Source organism: Serratia sp. SCBI (genome assembly GCF_000747565.1).
Lineage (GTDB): Bacteria > Pseudomonadota > Gammaproteobacteria > Enterobacterales > Enterobacteriaceae > Serratia > Serratia ureilytica.
Window position 1 is genome coordinate 4,667,600 of sequence record NZ_CP003424.1, and the last position, 18,440, is coordinate 4,686,039.

Annotated in this window: 22 protein-coding genes and 1 pseudogene; 2 read left to right on the forward strand and 21 right to left on the reverse strand. The window is 58.6% G+C overall.

Features of this window, described 5'->3' with window-relative positions:
* Nucleotides 1-80: 80 nt before the first annotated feature.
* From bfr to fkpA, 11 genes and pseudogenes are all read right to left on the reverse strand, one after another.
* Complete coding sequence (gene bfr / locus SERRSCBI_RS21775) at nt 81-560, reverse strand: bacterioferritin (protein ID WP_004929784.1); 480 nt, start codon at nt 558-560, stop codon at nt 81-83.
* 73 nt (nt 561-633) lie between these two features.
* Nucleotides 634-828, reverse strand: coding sequence for a bacterioferritin-associated ferredoxin (bfd, locus tag SERRSCBI_RS24400; RefSeq protein ID WP_015379266.1), 195 nt, complete (start codon nt 826-828; stop codon nt 634-636).
* Between the two features lie 101 nt (nt 829-929).
* Nucleotides 930-1,052, reverse strand: a pseudogene (locus tag SERRSCBI_RS24405) (GTP-binding protein); the annotation flags it as partial.
* Nucleotides 1,053-1,122: 70 nt separating this feature from the next.
* On the reverse strand, nt 1,123-3,237 hold the full coding sequence (fusA, locus tag SERRSCBI_RS21780; protein WP_033645245.1) for an elongation factor G: 2,115 nt from the start codon (nt 3,235-3,237) through the stop codon (nt 1,123-1,125).
* Between the two features lie 93 nt (nt 3,238-3,330).
* Nucleotides 3,331-3,801 carry a 30S ribosomal protein S7 gene (gene rpsG, locus SERRSCBI_RS21785; RefSeq protein WP_004956203.1) on the reverse strand — a complete coding sequence of 157 codons (471 nt, stop codon included), beginning with the start codon at nt 3,799-3,801 and terminating at the stop codon, nt 3,331-3,333.
* 96 nt (nt 3,802-3,897) lie between these two features.
* Nucleotides 3,898-4,272, reverse strand: coding sequence for a 30S ribosomal protein S12 (gene rpsL, locus SERRSCBI_RS24410; protein ID WP_004930426.1), 375 nt, complete (start codon nt 4,270-4,272; stop codon nt 3,898-3,900).
* A 143-nt stretch (nt 4,273-4,415) separates the two neighbouring features.
* On the reverse strand, nt 4,416-4,703 hold the full coding sequence (gene tusB / locus SERRSCBI_RS21795; RefSeq protein ID WP_033645246.1) for a sulfurtransferase complex subunit TusB: 288 nt from the start codon (nt 4,701-4,703) through the stop codon (nt 4,416-4,418).
* Between the two features lie 9 nt (nt 4,704-4,712).
* Nucleotides 4,713-5,072: a sulfurtransferase complex subunit TusC gene (gene tusC, locus SERRSCBI_RS21800; RefSeq protein ID WP_033645384.1), complete on the reverse strand. Its 360-nt coding sequence runs from the start codon at nt 5,070-5,072 to the stop codon at nt 4,713-4,715.
* A gap of 7 nt (nt 5,073-5,079) precedes the next feature.
* On the reverse strand, nt 5,080-5,469 hold the full coding sequence (gene tusD / locus SERRSCBI_RS21805; RefSeq protein WP_042785483.1) for a sulfurtransferase complex subunit TusD: 390 nt from the start codon (nt 5,467-5,469) through the stop codon (nt 5,080-5,082).
* Entirely contained in the window at nt 5,469-6,191 is a 723-nt protein-coding gene (locus SERRSCBI_RS21810; protein WP_033645248.1) for a transcriptional regulator, read from the reverse strand. Before SERRSCBI_RS21810 ends, tusD begins: the two co-directional genes overlap by 1 nt.
* A gap of 373 nt (nt 6,192-6,564) precedes the next feature.
* Entirely contained in the window at nt 6,565-7,389 is an 825-nt protein-coding gene (fkpA, locus tag SERRSCBI_RS21815; protein WP_033645249.1) for an FKBP-type peptidyl-prolyl cis-trans isomerase, read from the reverse strand.
* A gap of 356 nt (nt 7,390-7,745) precedes the next feature.
* Between fkpA and SERRSCBI_RS21820 the strand changes: the two genes are divergently transcribed.
* A complete protein-coding gene (locus SERRSCBI_RS21820) occupies nt 7,746-7,973 on the forward strand; it encodes a SlyX family protein (RefSeq protein ID WP_033645250.1) in 228 nt (75 codons plus the stop codon).
* 63 nt (nt 7,974-8,036) lie between these two features.
* Here SERRSCBI_RS21820 and slyD read toward each other — a convergent pair whose 3' ends face one another.
* The 4 genes from slyD to kefG all read right to left on the reverse strand — a co-directional run bounded on the left by slyD (nt 8,037) and on the right by kefG (nt 11,317).
* Nucleotides 8,037-8,624 carry a peptidylprolyl isomerase gene (slyD, locus tag SERRSCBI_RS21825; RefSeq protein ID WP_004930407.1) on the reverse strand — a complete coding sequence of 196 codons (588 nt, stop codon included), beginning with the start codon at nt 8,622-8,624 and terminating at the stop codon, nt 8,037-8,039.
* 112 nt (nt 8,625-8,736) lie between these two features.
* The gene (locus SERRSCBI_RS21830) at nt 8,737-8,940 is read right to left on the reverse strand and encodes a YheV family putative zinc ribbon protein (protein WP_015379274.1); all 204 of its coding nucleotides are present in this window, start codon (nt 8,938-8,940) and stop codon (nt 8,737-8,739) included.
* A 14-nt stretch (nt 8,941-8,954) separates the two neighbouring features.
* The gene (kefB, locus tag SERRSCBI_RS21835; protein ID WP_033651722.1) at nt 8,955-10,763 is read right to left on the reverse strand and encodes a glutathione-regulated potassium-efflux system protein KefB; all 1,809 of its coding nucleotides are present in this window, start codon (nt 10,761-10,763) and stop codon (nt 8,955-8,957) included.
* A 2-nt stretch (nt 10,764-10,765) separates the two neighbouring features.
* Nucleotides 10,766-11,317 carry a glutathione-regulated potassium-efflux system ancillary protein KefG gene (gene kefG / locus SERRSCBI_RS21840; RefSeq protein ID WP_028127618.1) on the reverse strand — a complete coding sequence of 184 codons (552 nt, stop codon included), beginning with the start codon at nt 11,315-11,317 and terminating at the stop codon, nt 10,766-10,768.
* A 129-nt stretch (nt 11,318-11,446) separates the two neighbouring features.
* Here kefG and SERRSCBI_RS21845 point away from each other — a divergent pair, with 129 nt between their 5' ends.
* A complete protein-coding gene (locus SERRSCBI_RS21845; protein WP_042785484.1) occupies nt 11,447-13,360 on the forward strand; it encodes an ABC transporter ATP-binding protein in 1,914 nt (637 codons plus the stop codon).
* Nucleotides 13,361-13,366: 6 nt separating this feature from the next.
* On the opposite strand, the gene tauD is transcribed toward SERRSCBI_RS21845, so the two are convergent.
* The 6 genes from tauD to SERRSCBI_RS21875 form a co-directional block, all read right to left on the reverse strand.
* A complete protein-coding gene (tauD, locus tag SERRSCBI_RS21850) occupies nt 13,367-14,215 on the reverse strand; it encodes a taurine dioxygenase (RefSeq protein WP_042785485.1) in 849 nt (282 codons plus the stop codon).
* Nucleotides 14,212-15,048, reverse strand: coding sequence for a taurine ABC transporter permease TauC (gene tauC / locus SERRSCBI_RS21855; RefSeq protein WP_033645254.1), 837 nt, complete (start codon nt 15,046-15,048; stop codon nt 14,212-14,214). The genes tauD and tauC overlap by 4 nt, the downstream gene beginning before the upstream one ends.
* Nucleotides 15,045-15,812 carry a taurine ABC transporter ATP-binding subunit gene (gene tauB / locus SERRSCBI_RS21860; protein WP_033645255.1) on the reverse strand — a complete coding sequence of 256 codons (768 nt, stop codon included), beginning with the start codon at nt 15,810-15,812 and terminating at the stop codon, nt 15,045-15,047. Before tauB ends, tauC begins: the two co-directional genes overlap by 4 nt.
* Before the next feature lie 9 nt (nt 15,813-15,821).
* Nucleotides 15,822-16,817 (reverse strand): taurine ABC transporter substrate-binding protein, encoded by a 996-nt coding sequence (tauA, locus tag SERRSCBI_RS21865; RefSeq protein WP_004930383.1) that lies wholly within the window; start codon nt 16,815-16,817, stop codon nt 15,822-15,824.
* A gap of 114 nt (nt 16,818-16,931) precedes the next feature.
* Nucleotides 16,932-17,714, reverse strand: a complete 783-nt coding sequence (locus SERRSCBI_RS21870; RefSeq protein WP_042785486.1) for a PhzF family phenazine biosynthesis protein — start codon at nt 17,712-17,714, stop codon at nt 16,932-16,934.
* An 11-nt stretch (nt 17,715-17,725) separates the two neighbouring features.
* On the reverse strand, nt 17,726-18,328 hold the full coding sequence (locus SERRSCBI_RS21875) for a LysE family translocator (RefSeq protein ID WP_042785487.1): 603 nt from the start codon (nt 18,326-18,328) through the stop codon (nt 17,726-17,728).
* Nucleotides 18,329-18,440 lie beyond the last annotated feature (112 nt).

Consider the following 18,440-nt stretch of genomic DNA (forward strand, 5'->3'; position numbering starts at 1 on the left):
GGCTTGGCGGGAACACTCTCCCCTGCCCCGCCGAGAAAACGGCCGCCGGCAGGAGAGACGATGACGAATGGACGGAAGGTTTACTCTTTGCGCTCTAAAATCTGGGCCTGGGCATAGTTCTGAATACCGAGACGGGCAATCAGATCCAGCTCCGTTTCCAGCCAGTCGATATGCTCTTCTTCATCGGCCAGGATATCAATCATCAAATCGCGGCTAACGTAATCGTGGATCGAATCGGCATAGGCGATGCCTTCGCGCAGGTTCTTGGCGCCCGCCAGCTCCAGCGCCAGATCGGAACGCAGCATCTCTTCAATGTCTTCACCGATGTTCAACTTGCCGAGATCTTGCAGATTCGGTATCCCTTCCAGGAACAGGATACGCTCGATGTAGCGATCGGCATGTTTCATTTCGTCGATCGACTCGTGATATTCCTTGTCGTTGAGGCGCATTAAGCCCCAATTCTTGAACATGCGGGCGTGCAGGAAATATTGATTGATGGCAACCAGCTCGTTGCCGAGCAGTTTATTGAGGTGAGCAATGATCTTTTTATCGCCTTTCATAGGTAACTCCTCCTGGCCAGTTCTAAAAGTGTAGAACCTGTAAGCCAAGAGTCAAAAATAACCTTACCCTTTGTTAGGCAACTTCATGCATTGGGATGATAGTTCCGCGTTCCTCCACCATAATCTGTCTTGCCTGACGAATGCACTTTCCACAATCGGTACCAATCGGCACAAGTTCACGCAGTTGCTTCATGGTATGGGGATTGTGCTGACGCACCGCATTACGGATCGCTTTGTCAGTCACCGCATTACACAGACATACATACATAGAGAGACTCACTTCTTAACCAATGCATTGAGTCTAAATAGGAATGGTTTTTATTTCAATTAAGATTTGTACAAATTGCATAAAAAAAGGGCACCGAAGTGCCCTTTTTTGTGTCGAAAAATTATTCTGATCGCTGCAGTCAGGGTAGTTTTACCGTGGTCAACGTGGCCGATAGTACCAACGTTAACGTGCGGTTTTGTACGTTCAAATTTTTCTTTAGACACGGCTATATTCCTTACTATAGCGCTCTCCCCTTCTGGAGAGAGCACGGGACTTTGGTTTTAACCCTGCGGCTTATTTGCCACGGGCTTCGATTACGGCCTGAGCGACGTTGTTCGGTGCATCATCATACTTCAGGAATTCCATGGTGTATGATGCGCGACCTTTAGTCAGAGAACGCAGCTGAGTTGCGTAGCCGAACATTTCGGACAACGGTACTTCAGCGTGGATCTTAACGCCAGTCACTTCAGATTCCTGACCGCGCAGCATGCCGCGACGACGGCTCAAGTCACCGATAACGTCACCGGTGTTCTCTTCTGGAGTCTCAACTTCAACCTTCATGATAGGCTCAAGCAGAACTGGTTTCGCTTTCTTAAAGCCTTCTTTAAAGGCGATAGATGCGGCCAGTTTAAACGCCAGTTCAGAGGAGTCAACGTCGTGGTAAGAACCGAAGTGCAGACGAATACCCATATCTACTACCGGGTAACCAGCCAACGGACCAGACTTCAGCTGCTCCTGGATGCCTTTATCAACGGCAGGGATGTATTCGCCAGGAATTACGCCGCCTTTGATGTCGTTGATGAACTCGTAACCTTTCGGGTTAGAGCCCGGCTCCAGTGGGTACATGTCGATCACAACGTGACCGTACTGACCGCGACCACCAGACTGCTTGGCGTGCTTACCTTCAACATCGGTAATCTTCGCGCGAATCGCTTCGCGGTAAGCTACCTGAGGTTTGCCCACGTTAGCTTCAACGTTGAATTCACGCTTCATGCGGTCAACGATGATGTCGAGGTGCAGTTCACCCATACCGGCGATGATGGTCTGGTTAGACTCTTCGTCAGTCCATACGCGGAATGACGGGTCTTCTTTAGCCAGACGGCCCAGAGCCAGACCCATTTTCTCTTGGTCAGCTTTGGTTTTTGGTTCAACGGCGATAGAGATTACCGGCTCAGGGAATTCCATACGCTCCAGGATGATTGGAGAGTCTGGATCACACAGGGTGTCCCCGGTGGTCACGTCTTTCAGACCGATCGCAGCGGCGATGTCGCCTGCGCGAACTTCTTTGATCTCTTCACGCTTGTTGGCGTGCATCTGAACGATACGGCCGAAACGCTCGCGCGCAGCCTTAACGGAGTTCAGCACGGTGTCGCCGGAGTTAACAACGCCGGAGTACACGCGGAAGAAGGTCAGGTTACCTACGAACGGATCGGTAGCGATTTTGAACGCCAGAGCAGAGAACGGCTCGTCATCACTTGCGTGACGCTCAGCCGGGGTGTCTTTACCGTCGTCCAGGATACCGTTGATCGCAGGAACGTCAGTTGGCGCCGGCAGGTATTCGATTACCGCATCCAGCATCGCCTGTACGCCCTTGTTCTTGAACGCAGAACCACAGGTAACCAGGATGATTTCGTTGTTCAGCACGCGCTGACGCAGAGCGGATTTGATTTCTGCCTCGGTCAGCTCTTCGCCGCCCAGGTATTTTTCCATCAGCTCTTCGGAAGCTTCCGCTGCGGATTCGATCAGGTTCTGGCGCCATTCTTCAGCCAGTTCCATCATGTCAGCCGGGACGTCTTCGTATTCGAAGGTAACGCCTGCGTCTTCTTCGTTCCAGTTGATCGCCTTCATCTTCACCAGGTCGATAACGCCGGTGAATTTGTCTTCTGCGCCGATAGCCAGCTGCAGAGGAACAGGGTTAGCGCCCAGACGAGTTTTGATCTGGCCAACAACTTTCAGGAAGTTAGCGCCCATACGGTCCATTTTGTTAACGAACGCGATACGTGGCACTTTGTATTTGTTAGCCTGACGCCATACGGTTTCAGACTGTGGCTGAACACCACCAACAGCACAGTAAACCATTACCGCGCCATCCAGCACACGCATGGAACGTTCTACTTCGATGGTGAAGTCAACGTGCCCTGGGGTGTCGATGATGTTTACGCGATGCGGTTCGAACTGCTTGGCCATACCAGACCAGAAGGCAGTCGTCGCTGCAGAAGTGATGGTAATACCACGCTCCTGCTCCTGTTCCATCCAGTCCATGGTGGCAGCGCCGTCATGAACTTCACCGATTTTGTGGTTTACACCGGTGTAGAACAGAATACGTTCGGTAGTGGTGGTTTTACCGGCGTCGATGTGAGCACTGATACCGATGTTACGGTAGCGTGCAATGGGTGTTGTACGAGCCATTTGATTCCTCTATTCCTAGGGCGTTCAAGTTCAGTTAACCCAAGCGGGCCGATTTGACGCGCCCGCTTGGTTAGCATGACTACAGCCAGATGATTACCAGCGGTAGTGGGCGAACGCCTTGTTGGCTTCGGCCATACGGTGAACGTCTTCACGCTTCTTAACAGCAGAACCTTTGTTCTCTGCTGCGTCAGACAGCTCGTTCGCCAGGCGCAGAGCCATGGATTTATCACCGCGTTTACGTGCAGCATCAACGATCCAACGCATTGCCAGAGCATTACGACGAACCGGGCGGACTTCAACTGGTACCTGATAAGTAGAACCGCCAACGCGACGCGACTTAACTTCTACAGTCGGGCGAACGTTGTCGAGAGCGACTTCGAAAGCTTCCAGGTGATCTTTACCAGAACGCTGAGCCAGGGTCTCCAGCGCGGTATAGACGATTGCTTCTGCAGTAGATTTTTTACCGTCTACCATCAGGATATTTACAAATTTGGCCAGCAGCTCAGATCCGAACTTAGGATCTGGCAGGATTTTACGTTGGCCGATTACGCGACGACGTGGCATGGAAATACTCCGTTGTTAATTCAGGATTGTCCAAAACTCTACGAGTTTATTTTGACATTAAAGTTAAAACGTTTGGCCTTACTTAACGGAGAACCATTAAGCCTTTGGCTTCTTCACGCCGTACTTGGAACGAGCTTGCTTACGGTCTTTAACACCGGAGCAGTCAAGTGCACCACGGACGGTGTGGTAACGCACACCTGGCAGGTCTTTTACACGACCGCCACGGATCAGGATTACGGAGTGTTCCTGCAGGTTGTGGCCTTCGCCACCGATGTAGGAAGTCACTTCGAAACCGTTGGTCAAACGCACACGGCAAACTTTACGCAGTGCGGAGTTTGGTTTTTTCGGGGTAGTGGTATATACGCGGGTGCATACGCCACGTTTCTGCGGGCAGGCTTCCAGCGCTGGAACGTTGCTTTTAGCAGCCTTCACAGAGCGTGGTTTGCGAACCAGCTGGTTAATTGTTGCCATTAAAAAAGCTCCTGGTTTTTGCTTCGTACTAGCTTCGTAAACATGTGATAAATCCCCTCGTATGCACTACTGGCAAAGTACGAGGACGCAGAATTTTAGGGCTGACCAGTATGGGTGTCAAGAAATATACAACATCACTCTCATTACCAAGCCATTTGGCTGCGGTGTTGTTCGGTTAATTCAACGAAGTGATTATAGCCGACGACAGTGATTTTGTGCGAAAAATGACCAATCAACCCCCTGGCTTCCAGGTCGTCCTGCAGCGCATAAAGGGATATGGGGGCGGCGAGCAGCGATTCAAGATGGGCGCTGCCAACAAGGCCTGCGAGCACGCCATCCTGCAGCAGCAGCAGCGCGTCGCCCTCCGCGGTCAGGCGCAACAGCGCGGGCAGGTCACATTGGTTTGGCGAATGGCTCAGGGTATACAACATCAGAAGTTCCTAAAACGTCATTACGGCGTCGTAGCCGGCCAATTCACGGCGCAGTTCGTCCGGCGCCAGCACCTCGGCATCCAGCACCCAATCGGTCACCTGACTCAGCCCGCGTTCCTGCAGCGAAGCCTGGCACAGATAACACCGCTCCACGTCATACAGCGGCAGTACGCCGAAAGTGGCGATATAATTGCGCGCCAAAATCTTTTCCGGTTGCTGGCCCGGCAATAGCTGCAACACGCCATCACCGATAAAAAACACCCCCAAATCTTCACTGAGCGCCGACGTGGCGAGCAGCGCATCCAGCCCTTCCCTGCCGCCGGCGCCGCCATGCGGCCCGTGGGTGAAAACAAAAGCGACTCGTTTCATCATTTCCTCAGAACTGCACCAGACGGTCGCAACTCAGCGACGCTTCGGCCAGGGAACCCAGCCCGCTCAGGGTAAAACCGGGCTGCAGGTTGGCACCGGCCAGCCCCTGCTGCTGCGCCTCCTGTTCGTCGGTGACGCCCCGACGCAGCGCGGCGGCCACGCAGACGTTGAGCGCTACGCCGTGTTGCTTCGCGAGCTGCGTCCAGCCGCGCACCAGATCGAATTCGTCGCTGGCGGGCGCGGTTAACTGGTTGGCGTTCAACACCCCTTCACGGTAGAAAAAGACGCTGGAAAGACGGTGCCCTTTCGCCAGTAAAGCCTGAGCGAATTGATAGGCGCTGCTGGCCTGCTGCGTGCCATAAGCCGGGCCGGTAACCAACAGACAATAGTCGAGCATCAACGGTCACTTCCTACCAGGTCGCCGCTTTTAAACTGGCGAATGTACAGATAGACGGTGTGTTTGGAGATATTCAGACGATCCGCCACCTGATTGATCGCATCCTTGATGTCGAAGATGCCTTTCTCATAGAGATTGAGCACCACCTGTCGATTCTTGGCGTTATTGGACACCGAGCGGTCGGCGTTCACCTCTTCGATGGTGAACTCCAGCGTCTGAGCCACCAGATCGTCGACGGAAGAGGCGAAGTTCACCGACGACGGCACGTCCTGCGCTGTCGGTGGCATAAAGGTTTGCATGATCTGCGAGAACGGCACGTCGAGGTTCATGTTGATGCACAACAAACCAATCACCCGCTGCTCGCGATTGCGAATGGCGATAGTCACCGATTTCATCAATACGCCGCTCTTGGCGCGGGTAAAGTAGGCTTTCGACACGCTGCTGTCGTCGCCGGCCATGTCGTGCAGCATGCGCAGCGCCAGGTCGGTGATCGGCGAGCCGATTTTGCGCCCGGTGTGTTCCCCGTTGGCGATGCGCACCGCCGAGCTGTTCAGGTCTTCCAGCGCGTGCAATACGATTTCGCAGTGGCCGCCGATCAACATCGCCAGCCCGTCGACCACCGCTTCATAGGATTTCAGGATTTCATGATCCGTTTGAGTAAACGGACGTTCATTCAGCAAATCAAGTTCGCTGGCTTCGCTGGATAAAAGCGAATTCGACATCGAAGATACCACCCTCATAGATCGCCTGTGCCAGGGGGCGCAGCTAAAACCGCTCGGGCCGGATCACTGCCGTCGTCGGCGCGCTGCAGCGCGGCTGGCTGAGAGCGGCATAAAACGGCGCGATGACATCCGCGGGCGAGGCGGCCGGGAACAATTTTAGGTACACGCCCTAAGGGGCAGACGCATGACTGATAAGTCAGAATTATTAGTCTAGCAAAGCGGCCGGAGCAAAGTCCTTGCGTTTGCGCGTGGTATTGACGTTAAGCCCGATGCCCGGCAGGCGTCAAGCGTTCAATGGAGAGAGCGGTAGCGGCTGCCGAAATGAAAACCGCCGCGGAGGGCATCCGCGGCGGTGGCAAACAGAGCGACGAGATTATTTCGCTTTGGCGTCGGCTTTGGCGTCGGCCGGTTTTTCGGCTTTAGCGTCGGCTTTCGGCGCCGCTTTCACATCCAGCAGCTCGACGTCGAAGACCAGCGTGGAGTTAGCCGGGATGCCCGGAACGCCGGTTTTACCGTAGGCCAGCGCCGGTGGGATCACCAGCTTGATTTTTCCGCCTTTCTTGATGTGCTTCAGGCCTTCGGTCCAGCCAGGGATCACACCATCCAGACGGAATGACAGCGGCTCACCGCGGGTGTAGGAGTTATCGAACTCGGTACCGTCGGTCAGGGTGCCTTTGTAGTTCACCACCACGGTGTCGCTGTCTTTCGGCGCTTCACCCGCGCCCGGTTTCTCTACCTGATACAGCAGGCCGGATTCGGTTTTCTTCACGCCTTTTTCTTTAGCGAAGCTGTCGCGATACTTGGCGCCTTTGGTTTCGTTGTCCTTGGCGTCCTGCTCCATCTTCGCCTGAGCGGAAGCCTTCACGCGCGCTTCAAAGCCCTGCAGGGTCTTTTCGATATCGGCGTCGTTCAGCTTGCTCTTGTTAGCGAAAGCGTCCTGAACGCCGGCGATCAGCTGATCTTTGTCCAGCTTGATGCCCAGCTTCTCTTGCTCTTTCAGAGAGTTGTCCATGTAACGGCCAAGAGAGGCGCCCAGTGCGTAAGCCGCTTGCTCGTCGTCGTTTTTGAACTTGCCGGTGCTTGGCGCTGCTGCCGCGTCTGCCGCCGGTTTAGCGGCATCGGCTGCCATGACCTGGGTCGCATTCAGAGCAAAAGCCATGGTGGTTGCCAGAAGCGTGACTTTAAACAAAGATTTCATCCATTTCTCCAGTGTCTGAAGCAATGCCCCAAACAATCATTAGGTAAGATAACCGGGCTACTATAGCTGCCTGAAACAAAACAAAACAGTCGCACAGGTAACCAATCGAGTCAAAGTGTGACTCCCGCTTTGCCAAGAAGTTTCCCGCTGCGTGCTACTCACATGATAAATCAGATTTTTCTTGCAGAATATTCGGCGAGGTTAGCAAAAAACGGCGAATCAGGCGTGCAGCTTTTCAGCACTTTACACTGCCGATCGCAACGTTGCGCGCCGCCCAAAGAAATAGCGCGGGCAAACCCGACGCCAGCTGTTACCATAGCGCCAAATCAGGATTTTATCGCGTCAGAGGTAGCCTCATGCACAACGCCGACATTCAAAGCCTGCTACAGCGGCTTGAAGAACTGGAAAGCCGTCAGGCTTTTCAAGAGCTCACTATCGAAGAGCTCAACCAGACCGTCACCCAGCATCAGATGGAAATGCTGAAGATGCGCGAGCACCTGCGCATGTTGACCGACAAACTGCGCTCGACCCAAACCTCGATGATCGCCTCGCAATCGGAAGAAACCCCTCCGCCGCACTATTGAGGGGCGCCGCGCATAAAAAAGGGCAGCCAATGGCTGCCCTCTCGTCTCGGGATTGCGTTCTGCTTAGTGGCAGCCGCAACCGCCGTTGCCGCAACCGCCTTTACCGTGGTCGTGACCATGGTCGTGATCGTGGCTATGGCCGTGACCGCCGCAGCAGCCTTCACCGTGCTCGTGGTGATGATCGTGCTCGCCGTGTACGTGACCGTGCGCCAGTTCTTCTGCGGTCGCTTCGCGGATCGCGACAACTTCCACGTTGAAGTTCAGGTTTTGGCCGGCCAGCATGTGGTTGCCGTCAACCACAACGTGGTCGCCGTCAACTTCAGTGATTTCAACCGGTACCGGGCCCTGATCGGTGTCAGCCAGGAAACGCATGCCGACCTGCAGTTCGTCAACGCCCATGAAGACGTCTTTCGGTACGCGCTGCACCAGGTTTTCGTCGTAGTTGCCGTACGCGTCGTTCGCGCCGACGTGAACGTCAAAACGATCGCCAACGTCGTGGCCTTCGAGCGCTTTTTCCAGACCTGCGATCAGAGAACCATGCCCGTGCAGATAGTCCAGCGGTGCGCTCACCGGAGACTCATCAACCAAAACACCGTCTTCTGTACGTACTTGGTAAGCCAGGCTGACCACCAAGTCTTTTGCTACTTTCATGATATCTCCTACCGTTGGCTACTAGGACGCGCACCGTTATCGGGATGCGCGCCTTTTCCGGACAGATTGTAACGGAAATCTGCCTCGCTGTACCCTCCGGGATAAAAAAACGCTACTTCGGCTGAAAAATGCCGATCACCTGCTCTTGCGGTCGAACGTGTTTTTCCACCTGTTGTTCGGTCTGGCGCTGGTGATGGCCGCACTTGACGCACTCCACCACTTCCACCTGATCCTCCCGCCATACCGCCAGCGTATCCATGGCGCTACAGCTCGGGCACACCGCTCCGGCGATAAATCTCTTACGTGTTGCAGACATCGTTATGCTCCCGCTTATTCGTATTCATCCCAGCCGTCAAACTGGCGACTTTCTTTTTGCATTTCGCGATGGAAGAGCTCTTCCAGCTCGCGCCGCGCCTCTTTCACGCGAGAAATTTGCGCCACGTCGCCCTGATGCGGCGGCATCAGCTCACGCAGCATGCGCATATCCAGACGACGGAAATGCTGCTGGGCGCGAAAGGCCTGATGCGGGTGCATGCCCAATTCCATCAGCGCCTTGCGCCCCAGTTCCAGCGCGCTGGAGAAGGTCTCGCGGCTGAACTGTTTTACGCCCGCCTGCAGCAGCTCATGCGCCTCCACGCGGCCGCGCGCGCGCGCCAGGATGCTCAGGTTCGGGAAGTGCTGCTGGCACAGCCGCACGATCGCCATGGTGTCTTCCGGCTCATTGCTGGTGATCACGATCGACTTGGCCTTCTCTGCGCCTGCCGCGCGCAGCAGCTCCAGCTCGGTGGCGTCGCCGTAATAGACCTTGTAACCGTAACGCCGCAGCACGCCGACGGCGCTGACGTCGCGTTCCAGTACGGTAATGCGCATTTTGTTGGCCATCAGCAGGCGGCCGATCACCTGGCCAAAACGCCCGAAGCCGACGATGATCACCTGCGGATCGTCATCTTCCACGTACGGCGTCTCCTCGTCTTCGTCTTTGGCGTTATAGCGGCGCGCCAAAATGCGATCGATGGCCTGCATCAACAGCGGCGTGGTCATCATCGACAGCGTCACCACCACCAGCAGCAAAGAGAGTTGATCCGGCTGCAGCACCTTTTGGGCGCCCGCCGCCGAAAACAGCACGAAGGCGAACTCACCGCCCTGGCTGAGCACGCCGGCGAACTGCAGGCGTACCGAACTGCGCAGGCCGAACAGGCGCGACACGCCGTAGAGCACGCCGGATTTCACCGCCACCAACGCCAACACGCCGATCAACACCTCGGCCAGATGGGTGTAGAGCACGCCGATATTCAACACCATGCCCACCGAGATAAAGAACAGCCCCAGCAGCAGCCCTTTAAACGGCTCGATGGAGATCTCCAGTTCGTGGCGGTATTCGCTCTCCGCCAGCAGCACGCCGGCGATGAAGGTGCCGAGCGCCATCGACAGGCCGAGCGTCTCCATAAACAGCGCCGAGCCGAGCACCAGCAGCAGCGCCGCGGCGGTAAAGATCTCGCGCACGCCGGAAGCGGCGATATAGCGGAACAGCGGCCGCAGCAGGAAGCGGCCGCCGATCAGCATGCCGCCGAACGCCGCCACCTTGAGCGCGATCTTCGCCCAGTCGTCGCTGGTGCCGCCGGCGCCGGCCAGAATGGGGATCAACGCCAGCGCCGGGATCACCGCCATATCCTGGAACAGCAGCACCGAGAAACCCAGCTGCCCGCCTTCGTTGCGGTTCATGCCCTTTTCGCGCATCAGCTGCAGCGCCATGGCGGTGGAAGACATCGCCAGGCCAACGCCGCCGATCACCGCCGCCTGCCAGGCGAAGTGCGTCAGGTACAGCAATGCGCCCAGCACCGCCGCGGTGATCAGCACCTGGCCGGCGCCGGCGCCGAAAATCGAGCGCCGCAGCTCCCACAGCTTGCTGGGGTTCAGCTCCAGGCCGATGATGAACATCAGGAACACCACGCCCAGCTCGGAGAAGTGCAGGATCTCGTCAACGTCGCGAATAAAACCCAATCCCCACGGGCCGATGGCGATGCCGGCGATCAGATAACCCAGCACCGCGCCGATCCCCAGGCGACGGGCGATCGGCACCGTCACCACCGCGGCAAACAGGAACAGTAAAATGGCGGTCAGTAAGGTCGATCCTTCCATGATCACCGCCCCCCGTGCGGCAGCGGGTGGCTCAGCCACTCCCCGTAGGCGTCTGCGTGGCTGCGCAGCACCTCCGGCTTTTGCCGCCGCGCCCAATAGACCACGAACGGCGTCAACCAGTGCATATGGCACATCCCGGCGGTCAACTCGAACGGCCGCAGGATATCTTCCATCGGATAATGGTTATAACCGCCGGTGCGGTAGGCGCCTTCCGGCTCGCCGGTGGTGATCACCGAACGCCAGTATTTGCCCGCCAACGCATTGCCGCCCACGCCGCTGGCGAAGCCGCGCGCCAGCACGCGATCCAGCCATTCCTTCAGCAGCGCCGGGCAGCTGTAGGTATACAGCGGGTGCTGAAACACGATGACCTGATGCTCACGCAGCAGCTGTTGTTCGTGATGAATATCGATAAAAAAATCAGGGTAGTGCGCGTAGAGATCGTGCACGGTGACATGTTCCAACTGCTGCGCCGGTCGAAGCAAAACCCGGTTCGCCACCGAGTCATGGGATTCCGGATGGGCATACAGCAGCAAGACCTTGGGCGGCTGCGACATCATTCCCCTCCAAAGCGTCGTCAGGGTAGCGGTTTTCCGTTACCATGCATCGCAAAGACAAAAACAGCGCGCGGTGCGCGTTCTGTTACCTTAATGATAATTTAACATACTCTGAACATACGGCGCTTTATGATTGTATTCTCCTCGCTACAAATCCGACGCGGCATCCGCGTCCTGCTGGACAACGCCACGGCGACGGTTAATCCTGGTCAGAAGGTCGGCCTGGTCGGCAAAAACGGCTGCGGCAAATCCACGCTGTTGTCGCTGCTGAAGGGCGAGATCGCGGCGGACGGCGGCAGCTTCACCTTCCCCGGCAACTGGGCGCTGGCCTGGGTCAACCAGGAGACGCCGGCGCTGGACGTGCCGGCGATCGAGTATGTTATCGACGGCGACCGCGAGTTTCGCCAGCTCGAAGCCGAACTGCAGGCCGCCAACGACCGCAACGACGGCCACGCCATCGCCACCCTGCACGGCAAGCTGGACGCCATCGACGCCTGGACCATTCGTTCCCGCGCCGCCAGCCTGCTGCACGGTCTCGGCTTCTCCAACGAACAACTGCAAAGCCCGGTGCGCGACTTTTCCGGCGGCTGGCGCATGCGTCTTAACCTGGCGCAGGCGTTGGTGTGCCGTTCCGATCTGCTGTTGCTCGACGAACCGACCAACCACCTGGATCTTGATGCGGTGATCTGGCTGGAGCGCTGGCTGAAAAGCTATCCCGGCACGCTGGTGCTTATCTCGCACGACCGCGACTTCCTCGATCCGATCGTCGACAAGATCCTGCATATCGAACAGCAGACGATGAACGAGTACACCGGCAACTACTCGTCGTTCGAACGCCAACGCGCCACCAAACTGGCGCAGCAGCAGTCGCTGTATCAGCACCAGCAAGAAAAAGTGGCGCACCTGCAAAGCTATATCGACCGCTTCCGCGCGCAGGCGACCAAGGCCAAGCAGGCGCAGAGCCGCATCAAGATGCTGGAGCGCATGGAGCTGATCGCCCCGGCGCACGTCGACAACCCGTTCACCTTCAGCTTCCGGCCGCCGGAAAGCCTGCCGAACCCGCTGCTGCGCATGGAAAAAGTCAGCGCCGGGTACGGCGACAAGGTGATCCTGAAGTCCATCAAACTGAACCTGGTGCCCGGCTCACGCATTGGCCTGCTCGGCCGCAACGGCGCCGGTAAATCGACGCTGATCAAACTGCTGGCCGGCACCCTGGAGCCGCTGAGCGGCGAGATCGGCCTGGCGAAAGGCATCAAGCTGGGTTACTTCGCTCAGCACCAGCTGGAATTCCTGCGCGCCGACGAATCGCCGCTGCAGCACCTGAGCCGCATCGCGCCACGGGTGCTGGAGCAGCAGCTGCGCGATTATCTGGGCGGTTTCGGCTTCCAGGGCGACAAGGTCAGTGAAATCACCGAACGCTTCTCCGGCGGCGAGAAGGCGCGGCTGGTGCTGGCGCTGATCGTCTGGCAGCGCCCGAACCTGCTGCTGCTCGATGAACCGACCAACCACCTGGATCTCGACATGCGCCAGGCGCTGACCGAGGCGCTGATCGATTTCGAAGGCGCATTGGTGGTGGTCTCGCACGACCGTCACCTGCTGCGCTCCACCACCGACGATCTGTACCTGGTGCACGATGGCCAGGTCGAGCCTTTCGAAGGCGATCTCGACGATTATCAGCAGTGGCTGATCGATCTGCAGCGCCAGGAAAGCCAACAGGACGCGCCGGAAAAAGAGAGCGGCGGCAACAGCGCGCAGGCGCGCAAGGATCAAAAACGCCGCGAGGCGGAGTTCCGTACGCAAACCCAACCGCTGCGCAAGCAGATCGCCAAGCTGGAACAGCAGATGGAAAAACTGGGCGCCGAACTGGCGGCGGTGGAAGAGCAGTTGGCGGATTCCGCACTGTACGACATCAGCCGCAAGGCCGAACTGACCGACTGCCTGCAAAAGCAAAGCCAGGCCAAATCCGCGCTCGAAGAGACGGAAATGACCTGGCTGGATGCGCAGGAACAGCTGGAGCAGTTAACGCAGGCGTTCGACGCCTAACCGTTGTTACGCCTTGTAAAAGGGCTTGTCCCCCAGAATGGTCGCGCGGTGCATGATGCGCCGCTGCGGCAGATAATCCGCGTTGGCGTAGTGCTGCGTCACGCGGTTATCCCAGATCGCCACGTCATTCTCCTGCCAACGCCAGCGCACCTGAAACTCCGGTTTGGTGATGTGAGCAAACAGGAAATTCAGTAAAGCGTCGCTCTCCTTCGGCGCCAGATCGACGATCCGCGTGGTGAACCCTTCATTGACGAACAGCGCCTGCCGGCCGCTGACCGGATGGGTACGCACCACCGGATGCAACAGCGGCGGGTTTTTCTGCACCGCCAGTTGCCAGCGCTGATGCTCTTCTTCACTGCTGCGATGCTTGTGCTCCGGGAACGACTTGGTGAAGTCATGTTCCGCGCGCAGCCCCGCGAGCAGCGTTCTGAACGGCGCCGACAGCGCCTCATAGGCGGCGATGCCGCTGGCCCACAGCGTATCGCCGCCGGTGGCAGGCAGCGTCTTGGCCGCCAGGATCGCCCCCAGCGGCGGGTTCTCGATAAAGGTCACGTCGGTGTGCCAGTTGTCGTTGTCCGGCGGGTTGTCGTCGTGGGTATCGAGCACGATGATCTCTTCCACGTCGGTGGCGTGCGGATAGACCGGGTGGATGTGCAGATCGCCGAAGCGGCCGGCCAGATCGCGCTGCTGCAGCGGCGTGATCGGCTGGTTGCGGAAGAACAGCACCTGATGCTTGAGCAGCGCATGATAAAGCTGTTCAAACTGGCCGTCGCCCAGCGGCCGGGCCAACTCGACGTTTTCCACCAGCGCCCCGATGTAAGGCCCCAGTGGGGTGATATTCAGACGTTCGTTCATTGCTGTACTCCATGCCACGGGGTCAATCGGCGCTGCAGGGCGCGCAGCCCCAGCTCCAACCCAAATGCAATCACCGCAATCACGCCGATGCCGGCCAGCACCACGTCGGTCGCCAGAAACTCACCGGCGGATTGCACCATAAATCCCAGGCCGCGCGTGGCGGCGATCAGTTCGGCGGCTACCAGCGTCGACCAGCCGACGCCCAGCCCGATGCGAATGCCGGTCAGGATCTCCGGCAGCGCGCTCGGCAGCACCACGAAACGCAGCACCTGCCAACGCGTGGCGCCCAACGCGCGGGCGGCGCGCACCCGTACCTGCGCCACGCTGCGCACGCCGGCCACGGCGGAGAGCGTCACCGGCGCGAAAATCGCCAGATAAATCAGCAAGATCTTCGAGGTTTCGCCGATGCCGAACCAAATCACCATCAGCGGTAAATACGCCAACGGCGGCACCGGACGATAGATCTCAATCAGCGGATCGAGGATACCGCGCACCGTGTCGTTCAGCCCCATGGCGATGCCCACCGGAATGCCGACGATCACCGCCGCCAGCAGCGCCACCAAAATGCGCCCCAGGCTGGCCGCCAGATGCTGCCACAGCGTGGCGTCCATAAAGCCTTGCGGGCTGGCGATGGTGATCAGCTGATGCAATACCTGCTGCGGCGCCGGCAGGAACAGCGGGCTGATCAGCTGCAGCGCCGTCACGCCCCACCAGACGATCAACACCGTCAACAGCGTGGCGCCGCTCAGCCAAACGTTGCGCGGCACGCTGAAACGGCGCGTCGCTTTGCCCTGCGGCTGCGCCGCGGCCTTTAACGTGGAATGCAGGCTCATAACAAGGCCTCGCGCTGTTGGAAAACTTTGCCCAGCACGTATTCGCGCTGCGCGATAAATTCAGGATCGGACTTAATCGAGCGGCAGGCTTCGCCGTCGGCATAGCGTTGGCCGAAGTTCAGCGACAGCCGCTCCACCACCTGCCCCGGCCCCGGCGACAGCAGCAACAGCTCGCTGGCGAGGAACACCGCCTCTTCAATATCGTGAGTGATCAGCAGCACCTGCTTGCCGGTATCGCGCCAGATGGTCAGCAGCAGCTCCTGCATCTGCTCGCGAGTGAACGCGTCCAGCGCGCCGAACGGTTCATCCAACAACAGCAGACGCGGATCGGCGGCCAGAGCGCGGGCGATGCCGACGCGTTGGCGCATGCCGCCGGAAAGCTGCCAGATGAAATGCCGCTCGTAACCGGCCAGACCGACGCGCTGCAACATCTGCTCCGCCACTTGGCGGCGCTGCGCCTTGCCGACGCCGGCCAGCTGCAGGCCGAACTCGACGTTGTCCACCACGTTACGCCACGGCAGTAAACCCTCATGCTGGAACACTACGCCCCGTTCGGCGCTTGGGCCATGAACGGACGTTCCATCCAGCGTGATGCTGCCAGCTGAAGGCTCGATAAACCCGGCGATTAAATTCAGCAGCGTGGTTTTGCCGCAGCCCGACGGGCCGAGCACCACCACCAGTTGCCCGGCGGCGATCTGGAACGACACGTCACGCAGCGCGGGCCGCCCCTGATACTCTGCTGAAAGATGGCTGACGTTTAGCATCCTGCTTCCTTACGACTGCGGCGCAGCCTGCACCTGTTTCACAAAACGGTCGGTCACATAAGCGCTGTAATCGCTGTCGACCTGCGGGATCTTGCCCTGCTGCTTGAGGAATTCGGCGGTATCGCGAATCGCCTTGTCCACCGGCTGGCCGAGTTGGGCGACCTGATCCGCCACCGGCAGATAACGGTTCCCCTTCACCAGCTCCGGCACCTGCGCTTCCGGCACGCCGCTCAAGCGCGCCAAGGTGCTGAGATGGCTCGGATCTTTCAGCCACTGTTCCGGCGCTGCCAGGTAGGCCTTCTGCGCCTGCAGAGCGCTGGCGGCAAAGGCGGTCACCACGTCGGGATGTTTCTCGGCGAAGTCTTTGCGCACCACCCACACATCCAGGGTTGGCGAACCCCATTCGCCCACCTGCGCGGAGTCGGTCAACACCTTGCCCTGTTTGGCCAGTTCGTTGACCACCGGCGCCCAGACGTAGGCGCCGTCGATGTCGCCGCGCTGCCAGGCGGCGGCGATGGCCGGCGGCTGCAGATTGAGGATCTTCACCTGTTCAGGCTTGATGCCCCAATGTTTGAGCGAGGCCAGCAGGCTGTAATGGGTGGTGGAGATAAACGGCACCGCGATGCGCTTGCCGATCAGATCCTGCGGGCTTTTGATGTCATTCTTCACCACCAGCGCTTCGGAACTGCCGAGCTGCGAGGCGATGAGGAACACTTCGATGGGGAGTTTTTGGCTGGCGGCCACCGCCAGCGGGCTGGAGCCGATATTGCCGATCTGCACGTCGCCGGAGGCCAGCGCGCGCAACACGCTGGAGCCGCTGTCGAACTTACGCCAGTCGACGGTCGCGCCGGACTGTTTGGCGAAGCTGTTTTCCGCCTGCGCCACCTTGGCCGGCTCCGCCGACGTCTGGTACGCCACGGTGACGTCCACCGCATAGGCGCTGGCCGCGCTGAGCGACAGCGCCAGCAGCGCCGCGTTGCGTAAAGAAAAGAGTTTGCCCGCCATGTTCCGCTCCGTTGATAAAAATCTGTTCAATTGCTGACAGTTTTATCTGAGCGATGACGGACGATAAAAGAATAAAAAAGTCTTCTTTATTACCTTAGGTAATATTAAAGCGAATCACAGCACGATCGTCCCGCGCAAGAACACGTGAGCGTAGCCGCCGAGCAACGTGCGGTCCCCTTGCAGTTCGCAGAACAGCTCGCCGCCGCGCACCGAAATCTGCCGGGCGTGCAGCCGATGGCGGCCGAGACGCGCCGTCCAGTAGGGCATCAACGTACAATGCGCGGAACCGGTCACCGGATCCTCGCCGCCGTCGAGCGTGAAATAGCGCGAAATGAAGTCCACGGTGTCACCTGGCGCGGTGACGATCACCGCACGGCCGGCCAATGCGATCAGCGCCGGGATGTCCGGGCGCAGCGCGCGCACCTGCGCCTCATTTTCCACCACCGCCAGCAGCGCTTTCGCCTGCCACACTTCCTGCGGCTGCACGCCCAGCAGCGCCGCGAGGCCCGCCGGTTCGGCGACTTTCTGCGGCGGCCTGGCGGGGAAATCAAGCACCAGCCGCTCCCCATCCCGCTCATCGCGCTTGACGAACAGCTCGCCGCCGGCCGATCTGAAGCGAATATCCTTCAGCGCCGGGTTAACCGCGCTGAACATCACATGCGCCGCCGCCAGCGTGCCATGGCCGCAAAGATCGACCTCACGCTCCGGGGTAAACCAACGAATGGCGGTCATGTCGCCGTCATCCCAGACAAAGCTGGTCTCCGGCAGGCCGATCTCGTTGGCGATCGCCTGCAGCCGCTCCGTCGGCAGTGGCTGCGTCAGCAGGCAGACCCCGGCCGGGTTGCCGCGCAGCCCCTCACCGGTAAAGGCGACCACGTGATAATAGTTTTCCGCCATCGTTCCGCTCCTTAATGCCAAATCAGTAATACACAGGCTGCAGTCAGCAGCCCCATGGAAACGTTGAAGATAATCCAGGCCTTTTTGCTGCGCAGCAGGCGGCCGATCACCGTGCCGAACGCCAGCCAGATAACGCCGGCGACGATGTTTACCGCCAAAATGCCCAGCGCGATCGCCGCAATGGAACCGTTGTACTTATCGCCCGCCAGACTGAAGCTCGCCACCGCGCCCAGCGCCATCAGCCAGGCTTTCGGGTTGAGGAACTGCAACAGCCAGCCCTGATACAACCGCACCGGCTGCGGCGGCGCCACGCCGGTTTCCAGCTTTTCATAGGCGGCGGTGGCGACTTTCCACGCCAGCCACAGCAGGTACAAACTGCCGAGGATTTTCAGGATCAGGTGCAGCGACGGGTAAACCAGGATCAGGCTGCCGACGCCGAAGGCCACCAACAGCAAAATGCTTTGCATGCCGAGCATGATGCCGATCATCAGCCACAGCGAACGCATAAAGCCGAAATGAGCGCCGGAGGTGGTCAGCAGCAGGTTATTGGGGCCAGGCGTGATGGCGGCGACCCACAGGAAGCCCAGCATCGAAAGGAATAAACTCGGTTCCATGGCACGGGTGCTCCTCACCCAAGGCGCTTTTTTGCAGTATCATTGTCAGTTATTGGTATTGAAGCTAACAGTGCGCCTGGGATCTCACAATAGTCGCCAACAACATTTTTAC

Bases quoted from the DNA above. Each gene is read 5' to 3' on its own strand.
- bfr (WP_004929784.1), bottom strand. From the start codon at position 560: ATGAAAGGCGATAAAAAGATCATTGCTCACCTCAATAAACTGCTCGGC.
- bfd (WP_015379266.1), bottom strand. From the start codon at position 828: ATGTATGTATGTCTGTGTAATGCGGTGACTGACAAAGCGATCCGTAAT.
- fusA (WP_033645245.1), bottom strand. From the start codon at position 3,237: ATGGCTCGTACAACACCCATTGCACGCTACCGTAACATCGGTATCAGT.
- rpsG (WP_004956203.1), bottom strand. From the start codon at position 3,801: ATGCCACGTCGTCGCGTAATCGGCCAACGTAAAATCCTGCCAGATCCT.
- rpsL (WP_004930426.1), bottom strand. From the start codon at position 4,272: ATGGCAACAATTAACCAGCTGGTTCGCAAACCACGCTCTGTGAAGGCT.
- tusB (WP_033645246.1), bottom strand. From the start codon at position 4,703: ATGTTGTATACCCTGAGCCATTCGCCAAACCAATGTGACCTGCCCGCG.
- tusC (WP_033645384.1), bottom strand. From the start codon at position 5,072: ATGAAACGAGTCGCTTTTGTTTTCACCCACGGGCCGCATGGCGGCGCC.
- tusD (WP_042785483.1), bottom strand. From the start codon at position 5,469: ATGCTCGACTATTGTCTGTTGGTTACCGGCCCGGCTTATGGCACGCAG.
- SERRSCBI_RS21810 (WP_033645248.1), bottom strand. From the start codon at position 6,191: ATGTCGAATTCGCTTTTATCCAGCGAAGCCAGCGAACTTGATTTGCTG.
- fkpA (WP_033645249.1), bottom strand. From the start codon at position 7,389: ATGAAATCTTTGTTTAAAGTCACGCTTCTGGCAACCACCATGGCTTTT.
- SERRSCBI_RS21820 (WP_033645250.1), top strand. From the start codon at position 7,746: ATGCACAACGCCGACATTCAAAGCCTGCTACAGCGGCTTGAAGAACTG.
- slyD (WP_004930407.1), bottom strand. From the start codon at position 8,624: ATGAAAGTAGCAAAAGACTTGGTGGTCAGCCTGGCTTACCAAGTACGT.
- SERRSCBI_RS21830 (WP_015379274.1), bottom strand. From the start codon at position 8,940: ATGTCTGCAACACGTAAGAGATTTATCGCCGGAGCGGTGTGCCCGAGC.
- kefB (WP_033651722.1), bottom strand. From the start codon at position 10,763: ATGGAAGGATCGACCTTACTGACCGCCATTTTACTGTTCCTGTTTGCC.
- kefG (WP_028127618.1), bottom strand. From the start codon at position 11,317: ATGTCGCAGCCGCCCAAGGTCTTGCTGCTGTATGCCCATCCGGAATCC.
- SERRSCBI_RS21845 (WP_042785484.1), top strand. From the start codon at position 11,447: ATGATTGTATTCTCCTCGCTACAAATCCGACGCGGCATCCGCGTCCTG.
- tauD (WP_042785485.1), bottom strand. From the start codon at position 14,215: ATGAACGAACGTCTGAATATCACCCCACTGGGGCCTTACATCGGGGCG.
- tauC (WP_033645254.1), bottom strand. From the start codon at position 15,048: ATGAGCCTGCATTCCACGTTAAAGGCCGCGGCGCAGCCGCAGGGCAAA.
- tauB (WP_033645255.1), bottom strand. From the start codon at position 15,812: ATGCTAAACGTCAGCCATCTTTCAGCAGAGTATCAGGGGCGGCCCGCG.
- tauA (WP_004930383.1), bottom strand. From the start codon at position 16,817: ATGGCGGGCAAACTCTTTTCTTTACGCAACGCGGCGCTGCTGGCGCTG.
- SERRSCBI_RS21870 (WP_042785486.1), bottom strand. From the start codon at position 17,714: ATGGCGGAAAACTATTATCACGTGGTCGCCTTTACCGGTGAGGGGCTG.
- SERRSCBI_RS21875 (WP_042785487.1), bottom strand. From the start codon at position 18,328: ATGGAACCGAGTTTATTCCTTTCGATGCTGGGCTTCCTGTGGGTCGCC.